21 protein-coding genes are annotated in these 22,549 nt (G+C 65.0%); 4 read left to right on the top strand and 17 right to left on the bottom strand.

The window, feature by feature from the left end:
* Positions 1–99: 99 nt before the first annotated feature.
* From ispH to rnhA, 3 genes are read left to right on the top strand one after another with little or no spacing between them, the layout of a single operon-like run.
* On the top strand, positions 100–1,059 hold the full coding sequence (ispH, locus tag K2Y42_RS17335) for a 4-hydroxy-3-methylbut-2-enyl diphosphate reductase (RefSeq protein WP_291154854.1): 960 nt from the start codon (positions 100–102) through the stop codon (positions 1,057–1,059).
* Between the two features lie 57 nt (positions 1,060–1,116).
* Positions 1,117–2,085, top strand: a complete 969-nt coding sequence (locus tag K2Y42_RS17330) for a homoserine kinase (protein ID WP_291154749.1) — start codon at positions 1,117–1,119, stop codon at positions 2,083–2,085.
* Between the two features lies 1 nt (position 2,086).
* Positions 2,087–2,539 carry a ribonuclease HI gene (gene rnhA, locus K2Y42_RS17325; RefSeq protein ID WP_291154747.1) on the top strand — a complete coding sequence of 151 codons (453 nt, stop codon included), beginning with the start codon at positions 2,087–2,089 and terminating at the stop codon, positions 2,537–2,539.
* A gap of 121 nt (positions 2,540–2,660) precedes the next feature.
* Here rnhA and K2Y42_RS17320 read toward each other — a convergent pair whose 3' ends face one another.
* From K2Y42_RS17320 to K2Y42_RS17310, 3 genes are all read right to left on the bottom strand, one after another.
* Positions 2,661–3,203: a hypothetical protein gene (locus K2Y42_RS17320; protein WP_291154745.1), complete on the bottom strand. Its 543-nt coding sequence runs from the start codon at positions 3,201–3,203 to the stop codon at positions 2,661–2,663.
* Positions 3,204–3,383: 180 nt separating this feature from the next.
* Positions 3,384–3,866: a peroxiredoxin gene (locus K2Y42_RS17315; protein ID WP_291154743.1), complete on the bottom strand. Its 483-nt coding sequence runs from the start codon at positions 3,864–3,866 to the stop codon at positions 3,384–3,386.
* 93 nt (positions 3,867–3,959) lie between these two features.
* Positions 3,960–4,823, bottom strand: a complete 864-nt coding sequence (locus tag K2Y42_RS17310; protein ID WP_291154740.1) for a protein-disulfide reductase DsbD domain-containing protein — start codon at positions 4,821–4,823, stop codon at positions 3,960–3,962.
* A gap of 177 nt (positions 4,824–5,000) precedes the next feature.
* Between K2Y42_RS17310 and K2Y42_RS17305 the strand changes: the two genes are divergently transcribed.
* Positions 5,001–5,615, top strand: coding sequence for a YqgE/AlgH family protein (locus K2Y42_RS17305; protein WP_291154737.1), 615 nt, complete (start codon positions 5,001–5,003; stop codon positions 5,613–5,615).
* Positions 5,616–5,715: 100 nt separating this feature from the next.
* Here K2Y42_RS17305 and K2Y42_RS17300 read toward each other — a convergent pair whose 3' ends face one another.
* The 14 genes from K2Y42_RS17300 to coxB form a co-directional block, all read right to left on the bottom strand.
* Positions 5,716–7,011: an MFS transporter gene (locus K2Y42_RS17300; protein WP_291154735.1), complete on the bottom strand. Its 1,296-nt coding sequence runs from the start codon at positions 7,009–7,011 to the stop codon at positions 5,716–5,718.
* 49 nt (positions 7,012–7,060) lie between these two features.
* A complete protein-coding gene (locus K2Y42_RS17295) occupies positions 7,061–7,459 on the bottom strand; it encodes a winged helix DNA-binding protein (protein ID WP_291154731.1) in 399 nt (132 codons plus the stop codon).
* Positions 7,460–7,678: 219 nt separating this feature from the next.
* Positions 7,679–11,752, bottom strand: coding sequence for an EAL domain-containing protein (locus K2Y42_RS17290; protein WP_291154728.1), 4,074 nt, complete (start codon positions 11,750–11,752; stop codon positions 7,679–7,681).
* On the bottom strand, positions 11,749–12,348 hold the full coding sequence (locus tag K2Y42_RS17285; protein ID WP_291154726.1) for a GNAT family protein: 600 nt from the start codon (positions 12,346–12,348) through the stop codon (positions 11,749–11,751). The genes K2Y42_RS17290 and K2Y42_RS17285 overlap by 4 nt, the downstream gene beginning before the upstream one ends.
* Complete coding sequence (locus tag K2Y42_RS17280; protein WP_291154724.1) at positions 12,348–13,643, bottom strand: pitrilysin family protein; 1,296 nt, start codon at positions 13,641–13,643, stop codon at positions 12,348–12,350. The genes K2Y42_RS17285 and K2Y42_RS17280 overlap by 1 nt, the downstream gene beginning before the upstream one ends.
* Positions 13,640–15,094, bottom strand: a complete 1,455-nt coding sequence (gene thrC, locus K2Y42_RS17275) for a threonine synthase (RefSeq protein WP_291154722.1) — start codon at positions 15,092–15,094, stop codon at positions 13,640–13,642. Before thrC ends, K2Y42_RS17280 begins: the two co-directional genes overlap by 4 nt.
* A gap of 31 nt (positions 15,095–15,125) precedes the next feature.
* Positions 15,126–15,890 (bottom strand): SURF1 family protein, encoded by a 765-nt coding sequence (locus tag K2Y42_RS17270; RefSeq protein ID WP_291154720.1) that lies wholly within the window; start codon positions 15,888–15,890, stop codon positions 15,126–15,128.
* 3 nt (positions 15,891–15,893) lie between these two features.
* On the bottom strand, positions 15,894–16,298 hold the full coding sequence (locus K2Y42_RS17265) for a DUF983 domain-containing protein (RefSeq protein WP_291154719.1): 405 nt from the start codon (positions 16,296–16,298) through the stop codon (positions 15,894–15,896).
* 105 nt (positions 16,299–16,403) lie between these two features.
* Entirely contained in the window at positions 16,404–17,363 is a 960-nt protein-coding gene (locus K2Y42_RS17260) for a cytochrome c oxidase subunit 3 (protein ID WP_291154718.1), read from the bottom strand.
* A 223-nt stretch (positions 17,364–17,586) separates the two neighbouring features.
* Entirely contained in the window at positions 17,587–18,225 is a 639-nt protein-coding gene (locus K2Y42_RS17255; protein WP_291154717.1) for a cytochrome c oxidase assembly protein, read from the bottom strand.
* Positions 18,226–18,297: 72 nt separating this feature from the next.
* The gene (locus K2Y42_RS17250) at positions 18,298–18,435 is read right to left on the bottom strand and encodes a hypothetical protein (protein ID WP_291154715.1); all 138 of its coding nucleotides are present in this window, start codon (positions 18,433–18,435) and stop codon (positions 18,298–18,300) included.
* Positions 18,436–18,473: 38 nt separating this feature from the next.
* Entirely contained in the window at positions 18,474–19,403 is a 930-nt protein-coding gene (locus K2Y42_RS17245; RefSeq protein ID WP_291154713.1) for a heme o synthase, read from the bottom strand.
* 149 nt (positions 19,404–19,552) lie between these two features.
* Positions 19,553–21,169, bottom strand: a complete 1,617-nt coding sequence (ctaD, locus tag K2Y42_RS17240; protein WP_291154711.1) for a cytochrome c oxidase subunit I — start codon at positions 21,167–21,169, stop codon at positions 19,553–19,555.
* Positions 21,170–21,258: 89 nt separating this feature from the next.
* The gene (gene coxB, locus K2Y42_RS17235; protein ID WP_291154709.1) at positions 21,259–22,155 is read right to left on the bottom strand and encodes a cytochrome c oxidase subunit II; all 897 of its coding nucleotides are present in this window, start codon (positions 22,153–22,155) and stop codon (positions 21,259–21,261) included.
* Positions 22,156–22,549 lie beyond the last annotated feature (394 nt).

Genomic DNA, 22,549 nt, shown 5'->3' with positions numbered 1-22,549 from the left:
GGAACCACAAAGCGGCCCCTCGATTTGACCCACACTCTCAATGCCGCAAGTGCCGAAGGATCTAACCTCTTGTCTTCGCCCGAACCCGAACTCGATCACCTGCAGCGCCGCGCCCTCAAGGTCCTGCTGGCCGCCCCGCGCGGCTTCTGCGCCGGCGTCGACCGCGCCATCCAGATCGTCGAGCTGGCTCTGGCCAAGTTCGGGGCCCCCGTCTATGTGCGCCACGAGATCGTCCACAACCGGTATGTGGTTGAGTCCCTGAAGGCTAAAGGTGCCGTTTTTGTGGAAGAGCTCGACGAGATTCCGGACACCACCCAGCCTGTGATATTTTCAGCACATGGTGTTCCCAAGTCCGTGCCGCGCGCTGCGAAATCTCGCAACATGTTCGCCATCGACGCCACCTGCCCGCTCGTCTTCAAGGTGCACACGGAAGCGACGCGCCACTTCGCCGAAGGCCGCAAGATCCTGCTGATCGGGCACGCGGGCCATCCGGAAGTGGAAGGCACGACGGGCCAGCTCCCGCCCGGCGCCGTCACGCTGATTGAATCGGCCGCCCACGCCGAGACGATCGCGCCCGAAGACGTCTCGCGCCTCGCCTACGTCACCCAGACCACGCTTTCGGTCGACGACACGGCCGAGATCGTGGCCATCCTGAAGCGGCGCTTCCCCGAAATCGTCGGCCCCCACAAGGAAGACATCTGCTACGCCACGACCAACCGGCAGGCGGCCGTCAAGGCGATCGCCGGCAAGGTCGATCTGACGATCGTCGTCGGCGCGCCGAACTCGTCCAACTCCCTGCGCCTGGTCGAGGTGGCCGAGCGTTCGGGATGCCCCAAGGCGATCCTCATCCAGCGCGCGGCCGAAATTCCCTGGAATTTGCTCGACAGCGCATCCGCCGTGGGCGTGACGGCCGGCGCATCTGCGCCCGAAACGCTCGTGGATGAGGTCCTCGACGCCCTCGCCCAGCGCTTCGACATCGCGGTAGAGCAGGTCACGACCGCCAACGAGCGCATCGCTTTCAACGTACCGCGCGAGTTGCGCGAGCCCGCCGAAGCCTGATAGCTCACACACCCCGTCCGGCGCCACGCGCTCAGAGCCAGAGAAGACCGCAAAGCCATGGCCGTTTATACGGAAGTGACGGACGACGACCTATCGCGCCTCATCGAGAGCTACGGCCTCGGGGCGCTGCTCTCCTACAAGGGCATCGCCGAAGGGGTGGAGAACACCAACTACGTCGTCCACACGACCACCGGAACGTACATCCTGACGCTCTACGAGCGGCGCGTCGACACGGCGGACCTGCCGTTCTTTCTCGGCCTGCTCGAGCATTTGAACCGGCGCGAGATCTCCTGCCCACTCCCCGTCCGTAATCGCCAGGGCGAAGTCCTGACCCACATCTCCGGGCGCACAGCAGCCCTCGTCACGTTCCTTGAAGGCGTCTGGCCACGTCGCCCGCAACCGGCCCACTGCGCAGCCGTGGGCCGCGCCTTGGCCGAGCTGCATCTGGCCGGCCAGAGCTACGAAGCCAAGCGGTCCAACGCGCTCGGCCTCACAGGCTGGCACGACCTCTACGACCGCCTGGGCGACCGCAGCGACGAAGTCTCCCGCGGGCTCGGCACCCTCATTGCGTATGAGCTGGCCTATCTCGACCGTGCCTGGCCACGCAATCTGCCGGAGGGTGTCATTCACGCCGACCTCTTCCCCGACAACGTCTTCTTCATCGGCGAGAAGCTGTCGGGCCTGATCGACTTCTACTTCGCCTGTAACGACTTCTTGGCCTACGACCTGGCCATCTGCCTCAACGCCTGGTGCTTCGAGGCGGACTACGCCTTCAACGCCACCAAGGCACGGGCGCTTCTCGCGGGCTATCAGAGCCTGCGGCCCCTGACGCCGGGCGAATACGAGACGTTCCCCACGCTGGCCCGGGGCGCGGCGCTGCGCTTCCTGCTGACGCGCGCCCACGACTGGCTGCATCGGGACCCGAACGCCCTCGTCAAGCCGCACGACCCTTATGCCTATCTGAGACGGCTACGCTTCCATCAGGAAGTGACCTCCCCGGCCGAATACGGGCTGGAGCGCGCCTGACATGAGCGACGAGCGTAAATCGGTCACGATCTACACGGACGGCGCGTGCTCCGGAAACCCGGGGCCGGGCGGCTGGGGCGCCATCCTCATGTGGGGCGACCACCGCAAGGAGCTGAAGGGCGGCGAAGCCCAGACCACCAACAACCGCATGGAGCTGATGGCGGCCATATCCGCCCTCGAAGCCCTGAAGGCGAGCGTGACGGCGGACCTCTACACGGACAGCTCCTACGTCCGGAACGGCATCATGAGCTGGATCCATGGCTGGAAGCGCAACGGCTGGCGCACGGCGGACAAGAAGCCCGTCAAGAACGTCGAATTGTGGCAGCGCCTCGAGCAGGCCCTGGCCCGCCACAAGGTGACCTGGCATTGGGTCAAGGGCCACGCCGGGAACCCTGAAAACGAGCGCGCCGACGAGCTCGCCCGGGAAGGCATGGCGGAATTCAAGGTCCGCTGACGGCCACTCACGGGCCCGCAAGCTCAGGCACACCCCAAACTCAGACGCGAACCGAGACGCAAAAAGGCCGTCCAGCCACTTGGCGGGACGGCCCTTTGTAACGAGCGTCGATCCGCCGGGCTTAGCCCATGCGGAAGACAGCGCCAGCAACCGAGCGGGCGCGCGTGCGAACTGCGCCGCCGTCGTTGCCGGAGCGGACGAGCCACTGACCGTTGGCCGCGCGGCCGACGATCTCGCCGACGTGGTGACGCCAGACGACAACGGCGCCGACCTGCGGACCGCTCGGGCTGCCCCACTTGCTCCAGTTCCAGGCGACGTTCAGGTGAGCGCCACCGCCGCGTTGCGTGCGCATCCACCAGCCGCACCAGGCGCGCGGACGGCCACCTGCCGCATGGCGGCCGGCGCTGGACGAATAGGACGGCGCGGAATCGTAATTCGCGCGGGCATGACGCACGCGCTGGCTGCGCCCGCGGTTCGCGGTGCGCTCGCGGTTGGCCCTCGGCGCCGTTGCGCGGCTCGAGGCGGCGCTGGCGACGGAAGAAGAATGCTGGACGAATGGATTCCAGCGGTCGTGGGCCGAGTCGTGAGACGGACGCGCGTCAGCAGACGTCGCGCCGGCGAACACAAACAGACTCGCCGCGACGGCGTAGACGTTCTTTCTCATCTCTGAGGTCCCCATGCTAAATGGCTTACTAAATGCTTACTCAACGAAGCGCCAGTCGCACGGGTACCAGGCAGAAACAAGGAAACGGCCCGCAAGCGCGTCAATATGTCCAACCGCACTGCAGCAAGACTGACCCGAACCGAGACCAAGTATTCAGAAGTATAGATTTTCGATTTTTACTTACAGGGATGCGAGAACCTTGTCAGCAGTCGCCTTGATATGCTCGGGAGGACTGTCTTCGATCGCGAGGTAATCGACCACGCCGTCCGTCACAATCATCGCGTAGCGCTTGGAGCGCGTGCCCAATCCGAACGCGCTGAGGTCAAGATCCAGGCCCAGAGCCCTGGCAAAATCCGCGTTTCCGTCCGCCAGCATGGTGATATCGCCGGCGTCCCGCGCCTTGGACCAGGCGGCCAGAACGAACACGTCGTTGACCGCCGTGCACGCCACCGTGTCGACGCCCTTCGCCTTGAGATCATCGGCGAGACCGACGAAGCCCGGCAGGTGCGCCTCGCTGCAGGTCGGCGTGAAGGCGCCCGGAACGGCGAACAGCACCACCTTCTTCCCCGCGAACACCTCGCTGGATGGCGCAGGGCGTGGCCCGCTCTCACCCATGACGGTGAACTTGGCCTCCGGCAGCTTGTCGCCCACTTTAATGCTCATCGCGCACTCCTCTGGTGTTGGTCGGCTTGAATGTCAGATGTATAGGCATGCTGCAACGGATCGGTGTCGGGCCTCGCGGATCGGCACTGGCGCTTAAGGCACCACAAACGTTGCATAGGACGCGCCCGTTTCGCCGACGAGCGTGGCGGTCACGGTCGCACCTTTGAGAGCCTTGAGGTCGATGTCCGCACCGAGCGGCAGTTCGAAAACCGCCGCCCCGTCCGCGCCGCCGGAAACTTTGTCCGGGATCGGCAGAAACTGCCCATTCGACGCCTCGAGATAGACGGCGCCGGCCTCTCCCGCCGGAAAGCGGGTCTCGACAATCATTTTCGGCTGCTCTCCATCGAGCCGCGCCTCGCCGCGCACCAGCACCGGATCGCCGTCAATCACACCCGCCTGGGGCCGGGGCACGCGGTCCAGGGCAACGAGGGCCGCCGCCGGGGCAAGCGCCGTCTCGCCCGCGGGAATGTCGAGCTTCAGCTCCGCATCGACCGGCACGCAGATGTCCTTGCAGATCCCGTAATGCGCATCGACCGCCAGCGTCACCAGCTCGCCGGGCGATTTCGGCGTGAACGCGATCGGCAGGAACACCGTCCCCTCGTAGCCGACCGTGTGACCGGATTTGTCGGTGAAGGTCCGCGGCGCGGGGTACTGCACCTCGGCCGACGCGACGTTGCCGGACTTCGACCAGTCGAGCGACGGCGGTAGCCCGGCGTCACCCGGCGAACGCCAATAGGTTTTCCAGCCTGGCTCGAGCACGATCTCGACGAACGCCATCAGCTTGCTTCCGTCCGACGGCGTCGTCCGGCCCGCAACGAGCCGCGCCTTGACCTTGTGGCCGGGCACCCAGGACGAAGAAAGCGCAGATGCCGGCGGCGCGGCGCTTGAAGCCGCCAGCCCGAAAACAAATATCGCCAGCATCGCGACATGGACCCGCGAGAACGTGCAACGCATCATGGCGCATCGGCCTTCTTCAGTTGGGAGGTTCGTTCAGCCTGCGAATTTTTCAGCCGCAATCGCGCCTTAGCATTCGCAGATTGTCGCATCAGGACGTCGCGCACGTACGGAAGTTCCCTCAACATCGGAAGAAATCGCGGCTTCACAGGCAGCGGTCCGCGGAGATAATCTCTCTCGATGACGACATCGAAATCAAAACGAAAAAAACGCGGCGACAGCTTTCTCAAGGGGCAGCTTCTCGTTGCCATGCCTCTGATGACGGATCGGCGGTTTTCCCGTTCGGTCATCTACATGTGTGCCCATTCCGACGACGGCGCAATGGGCCTGATCATCAATCATCGCGCCGACCACATCAACTTCCCGGACCTGCTGGAGCGCCTGGGCATCGCGACGGGCTCTCCCGAGGACGGCATCTCCGCCGACATCCTGGAACGGCAGGTGCACGTCGGCGGCCCCGTCGAGACCGGGCGCGGCTTCGTGCTGCATTCGTCGGACTATCATTCGAGCGAGTCGACGCTGCCGATCGACCACGAGGTAAGCCTGACCGCCTCGATCGAGATCCTGAAGGCGATCGCCACCGGTGAAGGTCCCGCGCACGCGCTTCTCGCGCTCGGCTATGCGGGCTGGTCTGCCGGTCAGCTCGAAAGCGAGATCCAGGCCAATGGCTGGCTGCACTGCCCGGCCGACGTCAACCTGCTGTTCGATTCCGACATCGACGGAAAGTACACCCGCGCCCTCGCCAAGATCGGCGTCGACCCATCGCATCTCGTGAGCGACACAGGCCACGCCTAGAGTGGCCACGCCTGATCAAGAGTGGCTCCGCCTAACCGCGCCTGATGATGTCACGCGCACGTCCGGCCCAAAATGACGGAGCACCCGCCCTCGCAAGTAGTCACGCCAATCCGAGGCGAGGCTCGCGCTTCGCAAGTGGCTTGATCGAAATGACGAGCATCGCTGCGACGAGGCACATCGCGCCCGCCACATAAATTGCCGGAAGATAGGTGCCGAGGATGGTGCGCGTTGCCCCCGCGCCAAATGCGGCCGTCGCCGCTCCAAGCTGATGTCCGGCGAAAATCCAACCGAACGTGAGGGTCGCCCGCTCCGGGCCGAAACGTTCCACCGTGAGCTTGACGGTCGGAGGAACGGTCGCCACCCAGTCGAGACCGTAGAAGATGCCGAAGATCGACAGGCCGATGATCGTGAAATCGCTGAAGGGCAAATACAGGAGCGACAAACCGCGCAAGCCATAAAACCAGAATAGAAGCCAACGGTTGTCATAGCGGTCCGAGAGCCATCCCGCAAAAATCGTCCCAATCAAATCCAGGATCCCGATCATGGCGAGCATGCCGGCGGCTCCGACCGGCGCGATCCCAAAGTCACCGCACAGCGATATCCAGTGCGTTTGGATCAGGCCGTTCGTGCTCAGACCGCAAACGTAGAAGGTCAGGAACAGAACCCAAAACGTCGAGGAGCGCGACGCTTCGCGAAGCGCCACCAGCGGAGAGGAGAGGAGGGACAAAAGCCTTTGATCCTGCTTCGGCGGCTCGACGATTTCTTGATCCCCAAACGGCGGGAGACCGACGTCGGCGGGATAGTCACGCATGAGAAGCACGACCGCTAAGAGCGCGAGAAGCACGATCGCCACCACGAGAAGAAGCGCCACGCGCCACCCGATGCGCTCGGTCAACTCAGCAAGCAGCGGCAGGAAGACGAGCTGACCCGTGGCGGTGCTCGCGGTCATCATACCCACGACGAGACCGCGCCGTCGCGAAAACCACCGTGTGGCAACCGTTGCGCCGAGCACGAGCGCCGTCATGCCGGTCCCGATGCCGACGATGACGCCCCACAAGAGAACGAGCTGCCACACCGAGATCATGGCCAATGAGCCGACCAGCCCCACCGAAATCAACAGTAGAGCGCCGATCGCAACTGTGCGGACGCCGAAGCGGTTCATCAACGCGGCGGCAAACGGCCCCATCAATCCGAACAGCACCAGCCGAACCGCCAGCGCGAAAGAGATATCGGCGTTCTGCCAGCCAAAATCACGCTGGAGAGGCTCGAGCAACACGCCGGGAGACCCCATGGCTCCAGCCGTCGCGAGCATTGTGAGGAACGTGGTTCCCGCAACAACCCAACCATAATGGATGTTCCTGGCTTCGAGCCAGGACGCAACGCGGCCGGAGATCATGCAAGCACCTCGCTCTCTACCCGGGTATATGCCCGCATAAACTCAAATATCAAAGCCTTTGCGAAAGGCCTCTCAAACGCTTCGCGATCGTCACGCCCAACGTGTTTTCTATCTTCTGTTGCGCCTCAAGCCATAGCGGCGCGCCAACGACCAGCGCTTCCCGCGCTTTTTCCGTAAGCACCACCACCGCCTCACGTTGATCTTCGCCGTGAAGCATCTTGACGAGAGCCATCCGAGATAGAACCCGCACATTTCGCCCAACGGTCGAGCGGTCGAGCTCTGTCAGCTTGCCAAGCTTGCTCAGCGAAACCGGCATCGATCTGTCGATGGCCCGCAGCAGGCTGAACTGCGCGATATTCACACCGGCCGGCTTCAAGGCTTCGTCGTAAATCGACGTCACCTTTCGCTCGGCTCTTCGAAGAGCAATGCAATAGCAATTGATCGCCATGACGCGGGTATATACCCCTAGTCACTCCGTTTGGCAATGCGCTTCGAGCGTTTGCGGCTGCGAAAAATAGGCTACGCGGAAAGCCGCGCAGACTGGCTCCAACGCCAGTTTGGCGCCGCCCACGTGCTCGCGCGCAAGGCGCTTTCCAAACAGGAGATCTTCCGCCAACTCCCGCAGCGGAACGACGCGCCGGTCACGCCTCGCTGAACGCGGCGGCGCTCAACCGGGCTTGCGCGCTACGCCGGCCAGTCGCGCCAGGCTCTCGGCGATGGCGGGCGGCAGGTTCGAGAAATCCGGCGGGATCGGCTGAGGCGCCAAGCCCGTGTTGATCTGCGGCGGCGCGGCCGGCCGGACACCGGCAGGCTGCGGTGGAGGCGCGACAGGAGCTGACGGCGGCGCTCCCTGCGGCATCGGCTGAACCAGCACTGGACGGGCCACGACATCGCCTGCGGGCGGCGGAGGCGGAGCGGCGCGCGGCGGCCCGCCCGGAAGAGGCGGCGGCGCACCCTGATGCGGAGCGGGCCAGGCCGGTGAAGGTGGCGGGCCGGGCATCGAGGGCGGCGCATCGACGGGGCGAAGCTGAGGCGGCTGAACCGGCGGCGGCGCGGGCGCACGCGCAAACGGCGGCGGCGCCTCGACTGGCGGCATGCCGGCCGGAGCATCTGGGAACCCTGCTCCGCGGGCAGGCGGGCGCTGAGTGGCGTCGAGCGCAGCGACATTCGGAAGAACGTCCGACAGGCGCGTGGTGGGACTTGCCACCGGAGGCTGCGGAACAGGCGGCGGAGCGACAGCCGGCGCTCCCGCAAATTGCGGCGGCATCGCGCCGTTGGACGGCGGCGGAGGCGGAGACCCCACGTGCATCGGCTGGCCCGGACCAACCTGAGGAGCAGCCTGCATCGGCGCTCCGCCCGGCTGAGGCGCGGCAGGCGGTGCGCCGTTCGGCGCGCGCCCGAAGGCGGGCTGTTCAGCGCGCAGGCGCGCCTGCGCACGGGCCAGCGCGCCGGTCGCGGGATCGCGCGGAGCCGCGACTGCGGGCTTCATCGGTGCGCCCTTGCCGTTGCCGCCCTGCTGGATCTCCGGTGGCACGCCCTGCCCATTTTGAACATGCCCATTTGGAGCATGTCCGTTCTGAGCATGCCCGTTTGAAGCGTGGCCATTCGCGGCATGTCCGTTCGGCGCGCCTTTGGCGGCGTGTCCGTTGGCGGCATGCTCTGCCTTCCCGTTCGCGCGCGGTGGAGCGGCCTGACCATTCGCCGCCGCCATCCCGGGCTGGGCGTCGGGCCGCTGCTGCGGAGCCTGCGGCTTGCCGGCCTTCTTGCGCGCCTTGGGCCGGAACACGCCGACCGGCTTGACCTTGTTTTCCGACGTCTTCACCGTTGCGAGCACCTGCACCACATCGGTGTCCGCGATCGCATCGCCGCAATAGGGCCCCTGCGCGTATTCGCATTCGATGGAGCGCAGGAAGCTGACTTCGCCCGCGGCCTCGACGCCCTTGGCGACGATTTTCTTTCCAAGCTCGTGACCGAGCGCCACCATGGAGCGCAACAGCACGCTGTCGTTGCCGCCCTTGACGTCGCCCGCCTGCATGATCGCTTGATCGATCTTGACGCTGTCGAACGGCAGCCGGTCGAGATAGGACAGCGACGAATACCCCGTGCCGAATTCGTCGAGCACGATCTCAGCGCCGGACGAGCGCAGCCATTCGAGCACTTCCGTCGACTGCTCGGGATTTTCGAGCGTCACCTGCTCCGTCACTTCAATGCGCAGCGATCCCTTCGGCACCACCGTGCGGCCGAGGATATGGCGCACTTCCTGGATGACGTCGGGGCGGAACAGATGGCGGCACGAGATGTTGACGCTGGCAAACAGCGGTGAATCCCCGCGCGGGAATTCCTTCTGCCAGACCACCACGTCGCGCGAAGCCTTCTGCAGCAAATAGATGCCGAGCCGCGCGATCAGGTCGTTGTCTTCGGACAGCGGCGAGAACTGCGACGGATCGATGGTGCCGAGCTGCGGATGATCCCAGCGCGCCACCGCTTCGAAGCCCGCCAGCTCCTCGGTCGGCAGGTAGACGACCGGATAGTACGCAACGCGCACGGCGTTTTTCTCGAGCGCGCGCCGAAGCTCGGCTTCGAGCGCGTGGCGGTCGTCCTGGTCGCCCTTCATCTCCGGCGTGAACACTTCGATCCGGTCGGCGCCCGCGCGCTTGGCGCGGAACATGGCGATCTCGGCCTTCTTCAGCAGGTCTGCGTGGTTCGATTCCTCGCCGTCGAAGATGGCAATGCCGATCGAGCCCGTCAGCACGATCTCCTCGCCCGAAATCTTGATCGGCGAGCGCAGCGAACGGCGGATGCGTTCGGCATGCTGGGCCAGCTCCGCCACCGGCTGGTCGGCGAGCAACAGCAGGCAGAAGCGATCGCCGGAAATGCGCCCCAGCGTGTCATTGGGTCCGAGGTGGCGCTGCAGGCGCCGCGCAATGGTGAGCAGCAGGCTGTCGCCGAGCACGAGACCGAGCGACGAGCTGAGGCTCGTGAACTTGTCGATGTCGATGATCAGCGCGGTCGGCCGGATTTGCGGCTCCGACTTGGCGCGCACCATCGCCACTTCGAGACGGTCGAGCAGCAGCTCGCGGTTCGGAAGCCCCGTCAGGCTGTCGTGCACGGCGTCGTGCAGGAGGCGTTCGTGCGCCCGCTTGGCGTCGGTCACGTCGCGCACGAGGCCGACGCATTTGAACGAGCGCGGATCAGAGCCCGGCACACCGGCCGCTTCGAGCTCGAACCAGCGATAGTTGTTGTCGGCCTGCCGCAGACGGAACTCGCAGCACACCTTGCCGTCGCGCCGCTCCTGCACCGTGAACAGCGCCAGCCGGAACCGCTCGCGGTCGGCCGGATGAAGATGGCGCATGAAATCATCGGTCCGCGTCGAGAGATCCCCCGGCGACAGCCCGAGCAGCGCCTCGACCGACTGGCTGACCTTGACCTCGTCGCGGCGCGCGTTCCATTCCCAGACCGCCGCGCCCGAAGCATCGACCGCAATCGAGCGCGCCTGCAGCTCCGTCGGCGCCGCGCCATGCAGCGGCTCCACCGAGCGGAACGCATACTGCGTCACCGTAAAGCCGATCGAGAGCACGATCAGAACCATGCCGGACACGAGGCCGAACACGGCGGCTTCGCCTGTCAGCTTGCCGGTCAGCGCAACGCCCGCCCCGAAGATCCAGACGAGGAACAGGATCCATGTCGGGATGAGCGAGAGCGCGCGGTCCTGGCCGCGCAAGGCGAGGAACAGGATGAGGCCCGTGCCCGTCAACCCGATGAACAGGAACGAGAGACGCGCGAACGTGGCCGCCAGCCGCGGGTCGATGATCGCGACGGCGATCAGCGAGAACTGCGCCAGCAGCCACACCGTGATCAACATGCGGATCAGCCCGTGCCACAGCGCGAGCCTGAGGAACACATGCAGGAACACCACAAGGCTGGCCGCGAGCGCGGCCTCCGACGCCGCGCGATAGACAGCATTCGCCTCGGGCTTGAGCTGGAACAGCTTATGGAAGAAGCCGAAGTCGACACAGAGATGGGCAAGTACGCACCACGCCACCAGCGCAGATGCCGGAAACACGAGTTTGTGGTTGGCCGCGAAGATGGCCGTCAGGAAGATCGCCATCAGGCCCGTCAGCCCGAGCAGCACGCCGTTGAAAAGCTGGCGGTCGGAAATGCGGATTTCGTAGTCGAGCGGCTTCCACAGATGCAGGCGCGCAAAACGCTCCGATGAAAGCTCCGCGACGTAAGTGATGGTCTGCCCCGGCTCGAGCGTGATGCGGAACAGGTCCGCCCGGTCGCTCTTGATGCGCTCCGGCACGAAGCCCACCGACGGCGTGATCGCCTCGATGCGTTGAGCATCGAGATCCGGCCACACGACGCCCGATCCGATCACGCTGTAGCGCGCCGCCGAAAGCCAGCGCTCCACCGGCTTGTCCGTCGAGTTGGTGAGCGCGAACACGATCCAGTTGGGATTGTCGCCCGGCGTTGCGGCCGACACCGACATGCGGCTTGCGAGACCATCCGCGCCGGCCGCCGTTTCGACCTGCAGGCTGTCGCCACGGCCTTCGTAGAGATCCGCCAGCGGCGTCACGTCGAGACGCCCCTGGTCCTGGCCGATCTCGATCGGCTTGAGCGCAAGCGCAGGCGCGGACACCGCAACCAGCGACGCCAGCAGCATCACCGCAAACGCAGCGATCCGCCCCGCGATTGAAGCGCGGAAGACCGCTCTGAGGTTGGGAGCCATGCGGCGCGTCACGATTGGACCTCTCGCGCCATCCAATCCTCGGCGAGGATCGCGAACACGAGGTGATCCTGCCACACGCCATTGATCTTGAGATAGCGCCTTGCGAGGCCTTCCTCGACGAAGCCCGCCCGCTTGAGAACGCCCACGGAGCGCTGGTTGGTCGGCTGCGCAGCCGCCTCGACGCGATGCAGACGAAGCTGCTCGAACGCATGCGGCAGCACGGCGGTGACGGCGCGCGTCATGAAGCCCTTGCCCACGTGAGGCAACCCGAGCCAATAGCCGAGCATGGCAGACTGCGTGACGCCGCGACGCACGTTGGAGAGCGTGAGCCCGCCGATGAGCCGCTCGCTGTCACTGTCGAAAATCAGGAACGCATAGCCGAGATCATCGCGAGCCTCGCGCTGGTAGTGGCGGATGCGGCGACGATAGGCGCTTCTCGTCAGGTCATCGCGCGGCCAGGCCGGCTCCCACGGCACGAGATGCGCGCGGCCCTGCGCGCGCAGTTCCGCCCAAGGACCGTAATCGCTCATGAGCGGCGGGCGCAGCCAGACGCCGCGGCCCTGAATGACCGCCCACTCCGACGAGTTTCCGGCCCTCAGGAACGCCATCAGGCTATCTTCGCCTCCGCGCTTGCCGAACCGCGCGCGACGCGGTCGGCGGCTTGCACTGCGAGCCGTTGCGACGCCTTGCCGGCGCCAACGACGGCCACGGACGGAGGCCGCGCGAGCACGAGTTGCGCAAATCGGCCGACGTCCTCGACGCTCACGGCGTCGACATTCTGGATCAACTCGTCACGGTCGATGATACGTCCGTGCGCCAACAGATGCCGGGCCATCTGCTCGGCGCGAGCCGATGACGATTCGAGACTCATTAGCAGCCCTGCCTTGAGCTGGGCTTTCGCCCGGTTGAGTTCTGCTGTCGACGGACCGCGCCGCGCCACATCCTCGAACTCGCCGCACGTAATGTCGATGAGGCTGGCCATCATTTCGGGTCCCGTCGCCGCATGCACCGCCAGAACCCCGGTATCGTTAAGGCTCCACGCGGACGAATAGATCGAATAGCACAGCCCCCGCTTCTCGCGGGCTTCCTGGAACAACCGGGACGACATGCCCCCACCCAAGAGCCCCGAGAACACCTGCGCCGTAAAGTACGCTTGATCACGATAGGACGGCGCCTCGAACCCGAGCACCAGATGGCTCTGTTCGAAGCGCTTGGGATGCCACCGGACTCCGCCCTGGTAGTGCGCTGCTTCCTGGGCTTTCACGAGCTTCGAAGTGAGCCCGCCGAATAGGGCCTCAGCGTGGCGAACGAGCGTCTCGTGCTGCACGTCCCCAACGATCGACAGTACCATCGAGCCGGGCAGATAGTGGGTGGCGAGAAAGGCCGAAAGGTCGCCCGGCGAGAACCGTTTGACGTTCGCCGCGGGCCCGAGGATCGGGCGGCCGACCGCCTGGCCCGGATAGGCCGCCTCGTTGACGAGCTCGAACGCGATGTCGTCGGGCATGTCGCGGGTCGAGGCGATCTCCTGCAGGATGACCTCGCGCTCACGCTCGAGTTCGTCCGACGAAAAACTCGAATTGAGCAGAATGTCGGCGATCAGCTCCATCGAGACGCCCTCGTCGCCCTTGAGGACGCGAGCAAAGTAGGCCGTCGTTTCGAGCCCCGTCGCCGCGTTCAATTCGCCGCCGACCGCCTCGATCTCTTCGGCAATCGCCTGCGCGGAGCGCGTCGCCGTTCCCTTGAACGACATGTGCTCGAGAAAATGCGAGATGCCGTTTTCCGCCGGCTGCTCGTGGCGCGCGCCGACACCGACCCAGATGCCGAGCGATGTCGTCTCGACATGCGTCATGGTGTCGGTGACGATGGTCAGTCCGTTGCCGAGACGCGTGATCTGCGTCGTCATTGCGCACCAGCCGTAGCCGGACGCGCGGCCCGTTCGACGAACGCCTTGACCGCCGCGGCATCGTTGTCGAGCACCTCGAACCGCTCGGGCGCATCGAGCAGCGTCGAGAGCCGGGGCGGCAACGCGGGACGCACGCCGGTGATCTTCTCCATCGCGTCGGGGAACTTGGCCGGATGCGCCGTCGAAAGCACGATGCCGGGGCTCGCCGATTGCGGCGACGCCGCTTCGAGCGCCGCCACGCCGCAGGCGGTATGCGGATCGAGCAGGTAGCCCGTTGCCGCCCTGGTCCGTCGGATCGTCTCCGCCACGAGCGCCTCGTCGGCCGCCACCGCACCGAACTCCGTCGCGAACGGCTTTGCGGCCGCGCCGAGCTCGAACCGGCCGCCCTGCGAGAGCGCACCCATCGCCCCGCGAATGAACCCCGCGTCCCGGCCCGACGCCTCGAACAGAAAGCGCTCGAAGTTCGATGAGATCTGAATGTCCATCGACGGCGACGAGGTTTCCACGACCGAGCGCATCTCGTACACGCCGGTCGCATGCGCGCGCGGCAGGATGTCGTTGGCGTTCGACGCAATCACGAGCTGGTCGATCGGCAGCCCCATGCGCTTCGCCACCCAGCCGGCCAGGATGTCGCCGAAATTTCCGGTCGGCACGGCGAACCGCATCGGCCGGTGCGGCGCGCCGAGCGCAGCCGCGGCGACGAAATAGTACGTCACCTGCGCCACGATGCGCGCCCAGTTGATCGAGTTGACGCCCGACAGGCTCATCCGATCGCGGAAGGCGTGATCGTTGAACATCGCCTTCACGAGCGCCTGGCAATCGTCGAACGTGCCCTTGATGGCGACCGCGTGCACGTTGGCGTCCGTCGGCGTCGTCATCATGCGGCGCTGAACATCCGAGACGCGCCCATCTGGAAACAGCACAATCACGTCCACACGCTTCGAGCCGCGGAAAGCTTCGACCGCCGCCCCGCCCGTATCGCCGGACGTCGCGCCGACGATGGTCGCGCGCTGTCCCCGCTTTGACAGCGCATGATCCATGAGCCGCGCCAGGAGCTGCATCGCGACGTCCTTGAACGCCAGCGTCGGGCCGTGAAACAGTTCGAGCACCCACCGGTTGCGATCGATCTGCACCAGCGGCGTCACGGCAGGATGATCGAACCGGCTGTAGGCATCGGCCGCCATCTCATGCAGCGTGGCGCGATCGATGGAGCCCTGCGTGAACGGCAGGATCACCTCGGTCGCGACGTCCGCGAACGGCTTTCCGGCGAAGCCCGCGATGGTCTCGGCCGAAAGCGTCGGCCAGACGTCCGGCAGATAGAGGCCGCCGTCACGCGCGAGACCGTTGAGCAGCACGTCTTCGAACGTCAGCGAAAGCGCTTCGCCCCGGGTGGAGATGTAGGTCACGTCTTCGAAATCCTGGGTTGTAGGGCCGCCATGGCGCGCGGCCATTCTAACGCTGTAACGGTCGCCCCGCCCGGGATCAAGGCGCGCTCCGGCGCCCCAGCCGCGGCCAGGCAAAAACCGCGAAAATCACCACCAGCGTAGCCGCTAGACCAAACCACGTCAGCGCGTATTCCATGTGGCGATTGGGGATTTCGAGCCGCGTCACGCCGCCCTTCGGCCAGCCGCCGGGATTGGCCGGCTCGGCCAGCGCATCGACGAAGAACGGCAGCACCTTGGCCGGATCGACATCGCTGCCGAGCGACGCCGTCAACCCCGGGAGATCGCGCCAATACCAGACGTTGCGGGCGAGGTCCGCGTCCGGCTCGAACCAGCCGTGGACGCCGGGCTTGCGCAAAAGCCCACGTACCTCCACCACGCCGTCCACCTGCCCCGATGCGCGCGTTGCCGCGTCCTTCATCGTGTCGGGCACGAAGCCGCGATTGACGAACAGCACATGGCCGCCCTCGGTCTCGAGCGGCGTGTAGACGTGCCAGCCTGTTGCCCCGTCGGCCGACGCGAAGAGGTGGCGCTCATCCGCATGCCGGAAACGCCCCCTGACCGACACCGGGCGATATTCTTCTGTTTCGAGCGTCTTCCACGCATCTGCCGGCTGTTCCAAGGGCAGCGGCGCCTTGCCGACCTCTGCCGCGATCGAGGCGATCAGCCCTTCCTTCCACGCCAGCCGCTCGAGCTGCCAGACGCCGAGCCCGATCAGGATCGGCAGCGACACGAGCGTCATCAGTCCCGGCCACAACAGGCTGCGCCACCCGGCGAGCGCGCCCGCGCTGTTCTCCGTCGTCATGCTTCAGTCCTTCGCCAGCCGGCCCTCTTCCGCCTTGTGCAGCCATTGCAGTCCGATCAGCGTCGCCTTGAGAAATCTCAGCAGCGCGAACGCGAACAACGGCGTGAGAATGCCCCACAACAGCGCATGGACCCAGACCGGAGGCCCGAACCTGAACTCCACGAACAGCGCCGCCCCGAGCACCACGAACCCGAGGATGAGGATTGCAAACACCGCCGGGCCGTCTCCGGTGTCGATGAACGCATAGTCGAGGTCGCATCTCTCGCACTTCGGCCGCAGCATCAGCCCGTTCCGGAACAACGCGCCGCCCCCGCAGCGCGGGCACCGCGCCAGCAGCCCCGACAGAAGCACGCCCGGCAACCCACGTCCGCCCGACGTCCCGGCATGTCGCTCGTCTTGCCCGGTCATGACCCCTCCCGGATGCTCGCCGCGTCTGCGAGGCGATGCCTGAAATGCAAAGGGGCCGGACGCAAGTCCAGCCCCTCGCTCGTTCCTAGATCCACCGGCAAAGCCTTAGTGGCCAACGCCCGGGTTAGCGCCTGCGCCCCAGATGTAGATGGAGGCGAACAGGAACAGCCAGACGACGTCGACGAAGTGCCAGTACCAGGCAGCGGCTTCGAAACCGAAATGCTGCTGCGGCGTGAAGGCGCCACGAATTGCACGCACCAGGCACACGAGCAGGAAGATCGTGCCGATGATGACGTGCGCGCCGTGGAAGCCGGTCGCCATGAAGAACGCCGAGCCGTAGGCGTGACCGCCGAAGGTGAAGGCGGCGTGCATGTACTCGTAAGCCTGCAGCGCGGTGAAGATGGCGCCGAGGATGACGGTGGCGAGAAGGCCGAGCACGAGACCGCGGCGATCGTTCTTGAGCAGCGCGTGGTGCGCCCACGTCACGGTGACGCCCGACAGGAGCAGGATCAGCGTGTTGACGAACGGAATGCCCCAAGGGTCGAACGTGCCCTTGAAGTAGCCGTTGACGGGCGCGCCCGTGGCGGGAATGACGGCATCGGTCGACTCGACCGGCACCGGCGGCCACTGTCCGCCGAACAGCGTGTTGCGCTGAACCATGCCGAGCGCTTCCTTGACGTTGTCGGGCGTATAGATGTCAGCCGGGAACAACGCGAAGTCGAAGTAGGCCCAGAACCAGGCCACGAAGAACATCACTTCCGACGCGATGAACAGCAGAACGCCGTAACGGAGGTGCAGCTGCACGACCGGCGTATGGTCGCCGCGGTTCGCTTCGATGATGACGTCGCGCCACCACAGGGTGGCCGTGCCGACGAGACCCAGGAAGCCGAGGGCGAAAACCCAAGGTCCGTGCACGCCGAACAGGCCGGTTGCGCCTTCGCCCAGAGAGCGCATCCAGATGACCGCTCCGATGGCCGTCACGAACGCCGAGAGCGAAGCCGTAATCGGCCACGGGCTCGGGTCGAGCAGGTGATAGTCGTGTTGCTTGCCGTGCGCTTGGGCCATTTTCGTCTCCGTAAATCCCCGTTCGCTTTATTTTCCCCCGGCCTCCTCACGCCCCGCGCCCATGATCCCAGAAGATCAGTTCGGCGGCGCGTGTCTCGGCCCGTCCTTTAACCCGAGGCTTGCGGCCCCGGGGTTCCGTCAGATCGAAGGTCCAGCGCCAATCGGCGGAACGCTTCGATCCGTTCGTCTCGTACCGGCGACGAGTGCCCGTCACCGGAAAAACTCATCCGCCCTTTCCCGCCTCGCCCGTCTTGACCTCGGCTTTCGCCCCGGTCCCGTCGATCGGATAGAAGGTGTAGGACAGCGTGATCTCTTTCACGAGCGACGCATCGCGGTCGTTCTCGATCGAAGGATCGACGAAGAACGACAACGGCATCTCGACGCTCTCGCCGGCTGCAAGCGTTTGCTCCGTAAAGCAGAAGCACTCGATCTTGCTGAAATACGCCCCCGCGATATCCGGCGATACGTTGTAGGTCGCCGACCCCGTGATGGCATGCGCCGACGTATTGTGCGCCTTGTAGAAGGCCAGCGCGTTCTCGCCAACCTTGACCTCCATCGTCCGCTGCACGGGCTGGAACTCCCAGGCCATGCCGGGCGACACGTTGGCGTCGAAACGGATGATGATCTTGCGCTGGCCGACAGCGTCCGGCGCCTTGTCGGCGCGCATGGTCGTGCCGCCGTAGCCCGTCACCTGGCAGAACAGCCGATAGAGCGGCACGGCCGCCCACGTCATTCCGCCCATGGCCAGCAGCGCCACGACGCACGTCAGCACGACGCCGCGGTTGGTGCCGCGCCGTACGGGATCGGGCTTTACGCCTTTGGCCGCCGGAGCGGGCCTTGTGCTGTCGTCGTCTGCCGTCACGTCAACTCCTGGCCGGTTGAAGCGCTTCTGATCCGGTAGAACCCGTCTCGATCGAAGCGCGACCGAACAAAACTAGTTTCCCATCCGCACGATCGTCGCCGCGTAGAACAGCAGCACGAGAAAGCCGAGACCGAGCGCAATCGCCACGGAACGGAGACGCTGGCGCTGAAGGCGCTTCGTGTTTTCGTCCTGGTCTTGCGTCACTGCCACCGAGTCTCCTTGCGCTTCGATTGTCTACGTCAGCCAGACTATTGGAACTTGAGCGCGATGTGCTCGCCGAGCAGCACCGCGAACAAGAGGAACAGATAGAAGATCGAGAACACGAAGAGCTGCTTGGCCGCGTGATCGCCTTCGCGTCCTTCGCGCACGCGCCAGACCTTGAAAGCCAGATAGAGGAAGATCAGCCCGAGAACCGTGGAGACGGCCGCATACGCGATGCCGCCGAGCCCGATGAAGTAAGGGCTGATGGCAAGCGGCACGAGCGCGAGCGAATAGAGCAGGATCTGCCGGCGCGTCTCGTCGGGTCCAGCGACCACTGGCAGCATCGGCACGCCGACGCGCTCGTAGTCACGGCAGCGATAAAGCGCGAGCGCCCAGAAATGCGGCGGCGTCCACATGAAGATGATGAGGAACATGAGCACGCTCTCAATCGACACGCCACCGGTCACGGCAGCCCAGCCGATCATCGGAGGAAACGAACCCGCGGCCCCGCCGATCACGATGTTCTGCGGCGTCCGCCGCTTCAGCCACATCGTATAGAAGAACACGTAGTAGGCGATGGTGAGCGCGAGCAGCCCGCCCGCAACCCAGTTGACCAGAACGCCGAGCGTCAGCACCGACACGACCGACAGCACCGAGCCGAAGGCCAGCGCTTCGTCGGCGGTCACGCGACCGCGCGGAATGGGCCGCGCCGCCGTGCGCGCCATGCGCGCATCGATGTCGGCGTCGTACCACATGTTGAGAGCGCCCGACGCGCCAGCGCCGACGGCGATGCAGATGACCGCGATCACGGCCAGCACCGGATGCAATTGGCCGGGCGCTGCAAAAAGTCCGGCTAGCGACGTAAAGACCACGAGCGACATCACGCGCGGCTTCATCAGCTCGAGAAAATCACTGACCGAAGGCTCCGCCGTGGTGATCCGGCTGTCGAGAGTTCCTTCGGCGATAGACGTCGTCATTGGCTTCAGTCCTCCCGGGCGCGGGTTGCCCCCGCAGGTGTCGCTCGCAATTCTGTGTTGCGGCCTTCGAGGTGGCGGCGGACGCGTGAGCGTCCGCCGCCGAGTGTCGTGAAATGTAGCCGGCGAGGCTTCCGTCCCCGCCGATCACACTAGTGGTGCGAGCTGCCCGTGATGCGCGGCAGCGTCTCGAACGAGTGATAGGCAGGCGGCGAAGGCAGCGTCCACTCGAGCGTCGTGGCGCCCACGCCCCACGGGTTGTTTCCGGCCGGCACCTTGCGGGCGAGCGCGACGAACACACCGATGAAGAAGCAGAGCGTACCGACAGCCGTCATGTACGAGCCGATCGACGAGACGTGGTTCCAGAATGCGTAGGCATCCGGGTAGTCCACATAGCGGCGCGGCATGCCGGCGAGGCCGAGGAAGTGCTGCGGGAAGAACAGCACGTTCGCACCGATGAACGTGATGAAGAAGTGCAGCTTGCCCCAGAAGTCCGAGTACATGTAGCCGGTCATCTTCGGGAACCAGTAGTAGTAGCCCGCGAAGATCGAGAACACGGCGCCAAGCGACAGCACGTAGTGGAAGTGCGCGACGACGTAGTAGGTGTCGTGCAGCGCGCGGTCGACGCCGGCGTTGGCCAGCATGACGCCCGTGACGCCACCCACCGTGAACAGGAAGATGAAGCCAAGCGCCCAGATCATCGGCAGCTTGAACTGCAGCGAGCCGCCCCACATCGTTGCGATCCACGAGAAGATCTTAACGCCCGTGGGAACCGCGATCACCATCGTGGCGAACACGAAGTAGGCCTGCGTGTTCACGTTGATGCCGGCTGCGTACATGTGGTGCGCCCACACGATGAAGCCGACGAGGCCGATGGCAACCATGGCGTAGGCCATGCCGAGATAACCGAACACCGGCTTGCGCGAGAACGTAGCGATGATGTGGCTGACCATGCCGAAGCCGGGCAGGATCAGAATGTAAACTTCGGGATGGCCGAAGAACCAGAACAGATGCTGGTACAGGATCGGGTCGCCACCGCCGGCCGGCGAGAAGAACGTCGTGCCGAAGTTACGGTCCGTGAGCAGCATCGTGATCGCGCCGGCGAGAACCGGGAGCGAGAGAAGCAGCAGGAACGCGGTGATCAGCACCGACCACACGAACAGCGGCATCTTGTGGAGCGTCATGCCCGGAGCGCGCATGTTGAAGATGGTGGTGATGAAGTTGATCGCACCGAGGATCGACGAAGCGCCTGCGATGTGAAGCGCAAGGATCGCGAGATCGACGGCCGGCCCAGGATGACCTGCGGTCGACAGCGGAGCGTACATCGTCCAGCCCGCGCCGACGCCGTGCATGCCCGACGGACCCTCGACGAACATCGAGATCACGAGCAGCGACAGAGCGACCGGCAGCAGCCAGAACGAGATGTTGTTCATGCGCGGGAACGCCATGTCCGGCGCGCCGATCTGCAGCGGCACGAACCAGTTGCCGAAGCCGCCCATCGTCGACGGCATCACCATGAAGAACACCATGATGAGACCGTGGCCGGTCACGAACACGTTGAAGGTATGCGGGTTGGCAAAATACTGCATGCCCGGCTCAGCGAGCTCGAGACGCATGGCAATCGACAGGCCGCCGCCGATCAGGCCGGCGATCATGCCGAAGATCAGGTACATCGTGCCGATGTCTTTGTGGTTGGTCGAGAAAAGCCAACGACGAAGCCCGGTTGGGGCGTGATCGTGGTCGTCGGCGTGTGCAGCGGTGCTACCCATTTGTAAAACCTTTGTTGACCTGGGTGTTTCCGTTCCTGGGTTCAGGTCGGCGGCCGTAGCGACGGCCGCCGATTGTGCGCTCCAGCGCGTTATTCAGCAGCAGCGGCGGTCTTCATGCTCGCCTGCTCGAGAGCCACCTTGTCGAGGATCTCTTTTGCCTTCTTGCGATCCTTGGCCTGCATCGCACCGGCCCACTCGCTGAACACGGAATCCGAAACCACGCGAACCGCGATCGGCATGAAGGCGTGGTTGAGACCGCAGAGTTCGGAGCACTGGCCGTAGTAGACGCCTTCCTTCTCGGCCTGGAACCAGGTCGAGGTCAGGCGGCCGGGAACTGCGTCCACCTTCGAGGCGAAGGACTGGATGGTCCAGTTGTGGATGACGTCGTTCGAGGTCACCAGCACGTGCACGACCTTGTTGACCGGCACGACGATCTCGTTGTCGACGCCGAGCAGGCGGGGCGTCGGAATGCCCTTCTGGTTGCGCTCAGCGACTTCCTCGTCCGTCAGCATGTTGGACGTAACCGAGAAGTTGCCGAAGTCCGGGTACTCGTGCTCCCAGAACCAGGCGTTGCCGATCGCCTTGATGGTCACGTCCGGCTTCGGGTACGTGTACTGGTTCATCAGAAGCTTGAACGACGGGATCGCGATCACGACGAGGATCAGGATCGGGATGACCGTCCAGGCCACTTCCAGCAACGTGTGATGGGTCGTGGTGCTGGGGGTCTTGTTGCGCTTCTCGCTGAAGCGGAACATCACGTAGAGCATCAGGATCAGCACGAAGATGGCGATCGCGATGATGATCGTGTTCGTCAGGTGGTAGAAGTCGTGCAGCTCGCGCGCGATCGGGGTCGCGGCAGCCTGCAGGGTCATCTGCCCGGGAAGGGACTGGCCCATGCCCTCAGCCGACGCGGCCGCAGGCAGCAGCAGCGTTGCAAGCCCTGCAAGCGCCGCCTTCGGCCCACACTTGAAAATCCAATTCAGCATTCTCCGCTCCCCGGTTCGTGTCCCAGCTGGTGTGCTGGGAATCTCCCTTGTTTCGGTTCGTTCGATCTTGCCGATCGTCTTGCCCGGCCAGCGCGCCGGCCCGAACGGGACCCCCAAAAAGGCCCCATGTCGCCACATTCAACTGCTCGAATGTGCGCCTATGGCAGAAATCCCCCAAAACCAGAGAGCACAATCGTCAAACACGTCTCAAGTCAAGTTTTCTGCGCTCTAACCCCGCTTAATGCCGCAGCATCGCCCGACAATATCTATTGCGCCGCAACATCGACGCGACGCTCCACGCGCTGATCCGAAGCGTCATCACAACCACAGGCCGTCGCCGACCTGCACGAGTTGCACCACCGAGTCCCACTTTGGCCTTTTTCCTCGCCGAGAC

The organism is Hyphomicrobium sp. (genome assembly GCF_019744875.1).
Lineage (GTDB): Bacteria > Pseudomonadota > Alphaproteobacteria > Rhizobiales > Hyphomicrobiaceae > Hyphomicrobium_C.
This window is presented reverse-complemented; position numbering and strand designations above follow the sequence as displayed.

Coding starts and splice junctions, on each gene's coding strand:
- thrC (WP_291154722.1), bottom strand. CDS start 15,094: ATGGCCGCGCGCCATGGCGGCCCTACAACCCAGGATTTCGAAGACGTG.
- K2Y42_RS17265 (WP_291154719.1), bottom strand. CDS start 16,298: ATGACCGGGCAAGACGAGCGACATGCCGGGACGTCGGGCGGACGTGGG.
- K2Y42_RS17245 (WP_291154713.1), bottom strand. CDS start 19,403: ATGACGACGTCTATCGCCGAAGGAACTCTCGACAGCCGGATCACCACG.
- coxB (WP_291154709.1), bottom strand. CDS start 22,155: ATGCTGAATTGGATTTTCAAGTGTGGGCCGAAGGCGGCGCTTGCAGGG.
- K2Y42_RS17310 (WP_291154740.1), bottom strand. CDS start 4,823: ATGATGCGTTGCACGTTCTCGCGGGTCCATGTCGCGATGCTGGCGATA.
- K2Y42_RS17300 (WP_291154735.1), bottom strand. CDS start 7,011: ATGATCTCCGGCCGCGTTGCGTCCTGGCTCGAAGCCAGGAACATCCAT.
- K2Y42_RS17330 (WP_291154749.1), top strand. CDS start 1,117: ATGGCCGTTTATACGGAAGTGACGGACGACGACCTATCGCGCCTCATC.
- K2Y42_RS17270 (WP_291154720.1), bottom strand. CDS start 15,890: ATGACGACGGAGAACAGCGCGGGCGCGCTCGCCGGGTGGCGCAGCCTG.
- K2Y42_RS17295 (WP_291154731.1), bottom strand. CDS start 7,459: ATGGCGATCAATTGCTATTGCATTGCTCTTCGAAGAGCCGAGCGAAAG.
- K2Y42_RS17260 (WP_291154718.1), bottom strand. CDS start 17,363: ATGGCCCAAGCGCACGGCAAGCAACACGACTATCACCTGCTCGACCCG.
- K2Y42_RS17280 (WP_291154724.1), bottom strand. CDS start 13,643: ATGACGACGCAGATCACGCGTCTCGGCAACGGACTGACCATCGTCACC.
- K2Y42_RS17315 (WP_291154743.1), bottom strand. CDS start 3,866: ATGAGCATTAAAGTGGGCGACAAGCTGCCGGAGGCCAAGTTCACCGTC.
- K2Y42_RS17305 (WP_291154737.1), top strand. CDS start 5,001: ATGACGACATCGAAATCAAAACGAAAAAAACGCGGCGACAGCTTTCTC.
- ctaD (WP_291154711.1), bottom strand. CDS start 21,169: ATGGGTAGCACCGCTGCACACGCCGACGACCACGATCACGCCCCAACC.
- rnhA (WP_291154747.1), top strand. CDS start 2,087: ATGAGCGACGAGCGTAAATCGGTCACGATCTACACGGACGGCGCGTGC.
- K2Y42_RS17285 (WP_291154726.1), bottom strand. CDS start 12,348: ATGGCGTTCCTGAGGGCCGGAAACTCGTCGGAGTGGGCGGTCATTCAG.
- K2Y42_RS17320 (WP_291154745.1), bottom strand. CDS start 3,203: ATGAGAAAGAACGTCTACGCCGTCGCGGCGAGTCTGTTTGTGTTCGCC.